The 6,955-nt window shown below is 57.6% G+C and carries 8 protein-coding genes and 3 pseudogenes; 2 read left to right on the forward strand and 9 right to left on the reverse strand.

Annotated features, from left to right (window positions below):
* Nucleotides 1-26: 26 nt before the first annotated feature.
* On the reverse strand, nucleotides 27-653 hold the full coding sequence (locus NKI79_RS32870; RefSeq protein WP_352807424.1) for a hypothetical protein: 627 nt from the start codon (nucleotides 651-653) through the stop codon (nucleotides 27-29).
* A 1,159-nt stretch (nucleotides 654-1,812) separates the two neighbouring features.
* On the opposite strand from NKI79_RS32870, the pseudogene NKI79_RS32875 reads away from it, so the two are divergent.
* Nucleotides 1,813-2,770, forward strand: a pseudogene (locus NKI79_RS32875) (IS481 family transposase).
* Here the strand turns inward: NKI79_RS32875 and NKI79_RS32880 are convergent.
* From NKI79_RS32880 to NKI79_RS32910, 7 genes and pseudogenes are all read right to left on the reverse strand, one after another.
* Nucleotides 2,748-3,005 (reverse strand): annotated as a pseudogene (locus NKI79_RS32880) (helix-turn-helix domain-containing protein); the annotation flags it as partial. The pseudogenes NKI79_RS32875 and NKI79_RS32880 overlap by 23 nt on opposite strands.
* A gap of 85 nt (nucleotides 3,006-3,090) precedes the next feature.
* Entirely contained in the window at nucleotides 3,091-3,411 is a 321-nt protein-coding gene (locus tag NKI79_RS32885; RefSeq protein WP_352807426.1) for a M20/M25/M40 family metallo-hydrolase, read from the reverse strand.
* Between the two features lie 6 nt (nucleotides 3,412-3,417).
* Nucleotides 3,418-3,540: pseudogene (locus NKI79_RS32890) on the reverse strand (peptidase dimerization domain-containing protein); the annotation flags it as partial.
* Nucleotides 3,525-3,680, reverse strand: coding sequence for a peptidase dimerization domain-containing protein (locus tag NKI79_RS32895; RefSeq protein WP_352807429.1), 156 nt, complete (start codon nucleotides 3,678-3,680; stop codon nucleotides 3,525-3,527). The pseudogene NKI79_RS32890 and the gene NKI79_RS32895, both read right to left, overlap by 16 nt.
* A 65-nt stretch (nucleotides 3,681-3,745) precedes the next feature.
* Nucleotides 3,746-3,970 carry a M20/M25/M40 family metallo-hydrolase gene (locus tag NKI79_RS32900; RefSeq protein WP_352807442.1) on the reverse strand — a complete coding sequence of 75 codons (225 nt, stop codon included), beginning with the start codon at nucleotides 3,968-3,970 and terminating at the stop codon, nucleotides 3,746-3,748.
* Nucleotides 3,877-4,233, reverse strand: coding sequence for a hypothetical protein (locus NKI79_RS32905; protein WP_352807431.1), 357 nt, complete (start codon nucleotides 4,231-4,233; stop codon nucleotides 3,877-3,879). The genes NKI79_RS32900 and NKI79_RS32905 overlap by 94 nt, the downstream gene beginning before the upstream one ends.
* A gap of 38 nt (nucleotides 4,234-4,271) precedes the next feature.
* Entirely contained in the window at nucleotides 4,272-5,462 is a 1,191-nt protein-coding gene (locus NKI79_RS32910) for an aminotransferase class V-fold PLP-dependent enzyme (RefSeq protein WP_352807434.1), read from the reverse strand.
* Nucleotides 5,463-5,756: 294 nt separating this feature from the next.
* Here NKI79_RS32910 and NKI79_RS32915 point away from each other — a divergent pair, with 294 nt between their 5' ends.
* Nucleotides 5,757-6,218, forward strand: a complete 462-nt coding sequence (locus NKI79_RS32915) for an Lrp/AsnC family transcriptional regulator (RefSeq protein ID WP_352807436.1) — start codon at nucleotides 5,757-5,759, stop codon at nucleotides 6,216-6,218.
* A gap of 509 nt (nucleotides 6,219-6,727) precedes the next feature.
* Here NKI79_RS32915 and NKI79_RS32920 read toward each other — a convergent pair.
* Nucleotides 6,728-6,955 (reverse strand): hypothetical protein (locus tag NKI79_RS32920; RefSeq protein WP_352807439.1); only part of this gene is annotated, 228 nt, incomplete at its 5' end.

A 6,955-nucleotide genomic window follows, 5' to 3' on the forward strand; every position in this document is an offset into this window, starting at 1 on the left:
CGATCGCATCGATTGCGCGCCGAACGTCATCCCATGCAAGGCGCGGCGGCAAATGCGCCAAACGCCAATGCGGCGTCCCTGGGACGAAGCGGGCGAGATCCTGATCGTGGTGCCCGGGCGCCGGAGGTCGCCGATAGGGACAGCCGATGCTCGACAGCAGCGAGGACGTAATCAGCCGTCAACGCCTCGACGTCGTGGCCGGGATGGTGATGGCGGAACCAATCCAGAAAGCGGCGGCCGCCCAGAAGAACACCTTCGCGGGTCTTCGGCTCCAGGCCCCGCACCCTGCGCAGATAGTCCGAAAAGGAAGCCAGAAGCGGAGCATCCGGGTCAGCATCTACACTGGGAACGGAAGCAATGAACCGCTCCGGAGCCACTCGCAGTGCGTGTCCCAGCGCCGACGCTGCTCCAATGCGTGGAGAATCCGTCATAAACGTGCACAAATAACTATCGACGACATCTTGATGGATCGGCATCGGACCACAGCGCGTCGCGGCAAACTGGCTAAAGCGTGCAATCCGGCTCAGGTAAATCTTGGCGGACGCTCGCTTATACCCAAGGGCGAACTCTGCGAGGCGATCCATCTCGCCACCGAGTGCACCGCTGCGCAGGCGCTTGAGCACCCCACAATATGAAAAATAGAACTCGAGCATCCTGCCCCTCCGGTGTTGTGGCGCAGGGGAATCCCGCGCCCACGGGAGAGGCATGAAATATTATGTGGCGGAGGCAAGTCGGACTTGGCCGGCCCTGACGGGCGTCAGGGCGGCTCCGCCACATAATCTCGCCCGACGCATAAGAACGGGTCCGAGCCGGCATCGCGCACCAATGCCAGAAGGCCGTCAATACCTTTTTCGGAAGTCTACCGGGTGGCTCGCAAGATAAACCTTCACGCCGGCTGGGATCATGCCCGGCGGACCGCGCGAATAATCGTGGCCAAATGATCCTGGCCGACATCGGCGCCAGCCCCGAATGACTACATCGCCCAAACAGATCTCCACCGTTGAAACGCCGCTTGGGTGACCTCGACAAAGCCAAGTCGATCCGCATCCCGCTGCGGCGTGACCGCACCGCTCTTGATTGCCTTGCGCGGCCAGCCGAACAGCTGCGAGGTCGCCACTCCAGCCTCTCGCGATCGCCGACACATTCGCGCCCGGCTTCAGCGTACTTGATCAGCCGTGCCTTCGGTTGCGCGACCAGCGCCGCCGCGCACGCTGCGGGGCTTGTCCCCAGCCGGTTCGGAACCGCCTCAAGAACATGGAAACTTCTACCATCAGACATAGGCGCCAGACATAGAAATTGACGGCGCAAGCTCCTCGGCTCCTTCAGTGTCATCATCTCTCGCCCATCATCTCATGCCACGCCAGATGGGGTGGGCTCCGCGCTTACGCTTAACGTCGAGCGGCGTCGCCAACGCGCTATCCTTCCTGCTCTTCCGGTTCTTGAAGCATCCTTGTCTGGTTCGAAGTGTAAGGACGAGAGCGCTCGAAAGCTGCCGTCTTGGCCAGAATCTGATCATCAGGCGCCGATGTCGACCGCGAAGCACCCCGCAGCCGACAGATACGTCTCAATATGCAAGACATTTGCCGCTTCGAGGTAGTACCACATCAGCCATGTCATCTGGCATCAACGACATCATGTGTGAGTGGCTCGATCCGGCGTCGACAAATTGATCTTACGCAGCGTACTTCCCGCGAACCCGACGTCATCGCCGGCCTCGCGGGTTATCCTTGTATAATCGTGCCGGACAGTCTCTAGATGTTCGATCCCAGGTTTTGATGGGGCATCCTTATCCTCCGAATCAAAGGATGCACTATGGGCCAGGTTCTTCATGGGAGCGCCACGACGACAGAGGCGATCCGTCGAGCGATACAGCATAGTCAAGAGAGCCTGAGGGCGGTCGCCAAACGCTACGGGATCAACCAGAAGACCGTCGCCAAATGGCGGGAGCGGGCCTCGGTGGCCGATCTGCCGACCGGTCCGAGAGAGCCGAGATCGACGGTGCTCTCGCCCGAGGAGGAGGCCGTCATCGTCGCCTTCCGACGCTACACTCTGTTGCCGCTCGATGACTGCCTCTATGCCTTGCAACCCACGATCCCACACCTGACGCGCTCGTCACTGCATCGTCGTCTGCAGCGTCATGGCATCAGCCGCCTGCCAGATGTCGAAGGCGACAAGCCGGCGAAGAAGAAGTTCAAGAGCTATCCGATCGGCTACTTCGACATCGACGTCGCCGAGGTGCGCACCGAGCAGGGCAAGCTGCACATGTTCGTCGCCATCGATCGCACCTCGAAGTTCGCCTTCGTCGAACTGCATGAGAAGGCCACCACCGCCGTCTCCAGAGACTTCCTGTTGCGCCTGATCGCGGCCGTCCCACAGGATCCACACTGTGCTCACCGACAATGGCATCCAGTTCACGACGCCCGGCGCCGGCGGTTCGGCCGTGCCATTGATCAAGGAGGCCATCGCAAACGGCGAACGCTTCTAGGCCCATGCCTTCGAATACGCTTGCGCCACGAACGACATCGAGCACCGGACGACCAAGGCAAGGCACCCGTGGACCAACGGCCAGGTCGAGAGGATGAACCGGACCATCAAGGATGCGACCGTCAGGCGCTTCTACTATGAGACCCATGATCAGCTGCGCCAGCACCTTGCCGACTCCATCTCGGCCTACAACTTCGGCCGCAGGCTCAAGACCCTCAAAGGCCTCACGCCCTATGAGTTCATCTGCAAGGCTTGGGCTGCACTTCCACCATCTCGTTCAGCGTGATGTCCTTGCGCTCCTCGATCAGCCCGACGATGAAGGTATCATGCGTATCGAGGCTGGAGGCGCGGCGGCGGCCCTGCGGGCGTGGCGCCAGTTCACCGATCTTCGCCCGTGCAATCCAGCGGATCGCGCTGGACACTCCCACGCCGAACCGCGCCGCCGCTTGCCGCGCCGACATGCCCTCGTCCGAAGCCTTCAAGACCCGCGACCGAAGATCCCCGCTCAGTGCTCTTCCCATAATCCACCTCCATCGAGGCGGATGTTGAATCAGCACAAAACGCAGCCGTCACATCACAATCGATTCATCGATCACAGGACGTGCTCTAGTAACTGAGCATAATCTTTTGGTAGATTTCGACCGCTTTGCCGAGCTGATCTATTTCCACGTACTCATTGACGGTATGGGCCTGATCGATACTTCCAGGGCCGAGAATGATACAGGGAATTCCTGCCAACGAGAGCTGGCTTGCATCCGTACCATAAGGAACACCGACGTGCTTGCCTGTTCCGGCAACTTCAGCACACGCCTTTGCCGCCACGGCGGCAATTTTGGTCGCCTCCGCGCTCGGGGGAGCTGGATCTTCCAAAGCGGGCAGCAACGAGCGCACCTTGATCTTATCGCCACCCTGGCGCAGCCCTTCCAATACGTTCTCTACCTCCTGTAGTGCGTCCGCGAGTCGTTCTCCCGGCGTGAGTCGTCTATCGATCCAGACACGGCACGATGGCGGTACAGTCGCCAGTTCTACTCCTCCTTCGATTAGAGTAACTGTGAGAGTTGGGGGCCGACCAGCGGATGCACACGTTGAGACAAAGTCTCGTTGATTTTATTGAGAGCCAATATGACGTTGGCCATTCCTGTAATCGCGTTAACTCCAAGATGAGGCTTGGAGCTATGAGCGGGCACGCCCTCCACTTCGACCTGCCACCGAACCGAACCTTTATGTGCGACGACAAGCTCCAGGTCGGTGGGCTCACCGACTACAGCTGCATCATATGAAACACCTGACTGAGCAATTGCTCGCGCTCCTTTCTTGCGGAACTCCTCGTCAACGCTTGCGGCCAGGACGATCGTGGCTCTGGGTTTACCTCTCCGAGGGTGCTGAGAGCGATCAACATCGCGGCCAACGGGCCCTTATCGTCACAAGCACCGCGGCCATATATCCGCCCTTCCCTTCCTCTGGAGAAAAAGGATCTGCCTCCCAGTCATCAACGGGCACCCTGTCCATATGCGATATGAACAAGACGCGCTTAGAAGAGTCCTGCCCTGGCACCCAGGTAAAGAAGTTCGAACGGCCGTCAGTAACTTCCTGATATTCATACGGTAGATTTCGCTCCCGGCAAAAAGCCTCGAGAAACTCGGCGATCTTTTGTTCTCCGCTCCCCTGTGCTGACGCTGACGGGTTGATGCTCTCAATTCTGATGAGTTGCTGGAGAAGCGCAACCGTTTGTGTGCTGATGGACGACATAAATGCTCCTATCCCTCCTTGAGGGTGTAAGATTGCGCCTATGCCAGCCAATTCTTTGCCAGACCGACGACTCGGTCAGCCTCGTCTGCAGTGTTGTATAGATGAAGTGAGAAACGCAGCATCCCCCGGCGTACTGAGACGATTACCTGGTTGTTCAACAAATGCTTGTGCAGCGACTGAATGCGGCTGTCGGCTTCGCGCGAACCAGCAACCGCTGCTGGATCTCCAAGAGCAACAATACTTCCGGTGTGATCCCCTGGTGCTCCGCCGCAGACGGGTAGCCCGAGATCTAGGAGGCCCGATGCCAGTCGCCTTGCAACCGATGTAACGCTTTGTTCAATGGCCGGCGTGCCGATTTCCATTAACTGGCCCATTGATGCGTAGGCCGCTATTACGCCCGGAAAATTGTAATGCCCAATTTCGAAACGAGGCGCGCCGGCGCGCAATTTTACCGAATCGAATATGGGAGCCGATTCTGGTGCGTTACCGAGATCGACACTGAAACGGGCGAGGTAGGCAGGGCTTAGGCGATCGGCCCATTCTTGGCGACAATACAGAAATCCCAACCCATATTGCCCCATCAACCCCTTGTAAGATGATGCCACCAAACCGTCGACGCCAAGCCGAGTGACGTCAGTGTGGAGTATGCCAACTGATTGGGAGGCGTCGGCCAAAAGAAAGGCGCCGACCTGCTTGCAAGCTTCGGCAATCGGCTCCATCACTGTCTTGAATCCTGGGACCATTGTGACCGTCGATAGTGTGACGATACGGGTCCGAGAGTCGATGGCCTTGGCAACAGCATCGCACGGAATTGCACCGCTATCAGCTTCTACCACCCGAAGTTCAACTCGGTGCTTGTCCCTGAGGTGCAGCCAAGGCAAGATGTTGTTTGCGTGCTCCAATTGCCGGCACAGGACAACATTGTCTCCGGGCCTCCAAGCAATCGAGTTTCCAATTATATTAATGCCTTCCGATGCGTTCTTCGTGACAGCGATTTCATCTTTTTCGGCGCCAATGAATTGAGCGAATCTGGAACGTGTCCGCTCAACAAGTTCCATCATTACTTCTTCGTCATTCAGGCCATTCAGTCGATTGTCGAGATGCTGATCCATAGACCTGCGAGTCGTTCTGGATATGAGCCCCTGATTTGCAACATCCATGTAAATCGCGCTTTTAGTGGCCGGAAACTCCTGCCGGAGGACGTCCAAGGGAAGAAAATGGCTTGTCATGCTCGTCATTAGATCCGTGTTCGTGGGTAGAGAGTGAAAAACCTACTCAGACGGCCGATTTTCTACAGTTATGAGCTCGAAATTGCCTTTGATTGAAGCCGTCGAGCTACCTTGCGGGCGACCGTACCATGGGGCCGAATTCATTAAGGACAAGAGATTCACCACCGGGGCTAGGCAAGGCGCCTTCGCTGATCAGATCATTTTATGGCTTGATCATTGTGGAAGTCAGGCTAATATTCACGGAGACGAGCAGTTTTTCTGCGCAAATGTACGATTTTTTGCAGTGATCGTGAAATGGACCTGGATCGAGTTGATCGGAAGCTTCTCAACGCTGTGCAGCGCGACAACCGCCTTACGACAGCCGAGCTGGGCGAACTCGCGGGCCTTTCTGCGACCGCTTGTCAGCGGCGACTGAAGCGACTGCGGGATGCTGGTGTGATTGAGGCTGACGTTGCCATAGTCTCGCCACAAGCCGTGGGTCGGCCCATGCTCATGCTGGCTTCTATCAGTCTCGAGCGCGAGCGGGTAGATATCATTGATCGCTTCAAGCAAGCGGTTCGGCGCACGCCTGAGATCATGAGTGCGTATTATGTGACGGGTGAAGCCGATTTCCTTCTCCTGATCTCTGTGCGCGACATGGCTGAGTATGAGGCATTTACCCGCCGATTTTTTCACGAGTCTGATATCAAAGCAGTTAAGACGATGGTCGTAATGGATCGAATCAAGGCATCGTTAGCTCTGCCTATTGAGGAATAACTGCAGTATCGCATCGAGTGTGGCGCTGGGACGTTGCGCATCAACCTATATCGATCGCGGTTCGTCGGGTGGATATGAGGCGGCGGTGAAGTGCGCCGACATCATTCTTTATCTCGACGTACTGTATCGTTCACCGCGCAAGAGCTTGGCCGTCAGGCTCCTGAGCATGATGACGAAGGCGCCGGTGGCGGGATCCTAACGCATGGCGCTCCCCGGAGCGTGGCGCAGCGCATTGTAGCGCTCGACATTGGCCTGCGGTTCCTTGGCGAGGCTCAATGCCTGGGGCACCCATGACTGACGCCGCGATCGGTTTGCTGTCTACCAGCCTGTGCGAGAGATTGAGGATGGGGCGGTCGAGCGGCTCACGCTCGAATCCTGTGTGTGGGCGTCGCAAGCTCGGGGCAGGGAAATGCTTCACGTGTTTGACGTCATGGTCGACCGCATTCTTGACCATCTCGTCGCCAAGACCGCGTCAGCCCAGTTGCCCAGATTGAGGAAGCGTTTCCTTGTCAGTACTCTTCCATAATCGCCGCCATGCCGTGACTCTGGGCAAAAACCCTCAAGACCCGACCCGGCCGGATCGTCCAGATCGCCAGCAGGTGTTTGCCGAATGGTTTGACGAGGACGTGCTTGCTGTCAGGCGAAGTGAGAAACTGACCCCCTAACGAAACGAAGAACTGACCCCTCATTTTTGAGAGGATCAGTGGATGCAAGAAGAATTTCCATCGAAGCTCGCC

The organism is Mesorhizobium sp. M0340 (genome assembly GCF_040321535.1).
Lineage (GTDB): Bacteria > Pseudomonadota > Alphaproteobacteria > Rhizobiales > Rhizobiaceae > Mesorhizobium.

Coding starts and splice junctions, on each gene's coding strand:
- NKI79_RS32870 (WP_352807424.1), bottom strand. CDS start 653: ATGCTCGAGTTCTATTTTTCATATTGTGGGGTGCTCAAGCGCCTGCGC.
- NKI79_RS32905 (WP_352807431.1), bottom strand. CDS start 4,233: ATGTCGTCCATCAGCACACAAACGGTTGCGCTTCTCCAGCAACTCATC.
- NKI79_RS32910 (WP_352807434.1), bottom strand. CDS start 5,462: ATGACAAGCCATTTTCTTCCCTTGGACGTCCTCCGGCAGGAGTTTCCG.
- NKI79_RS32915 (WP_352807436.1), top strand. CDS start 5,757: ATGGACCTGGATCGAGTTGATCGGAAGCTTCTCAACGCTGTGCAGCGC.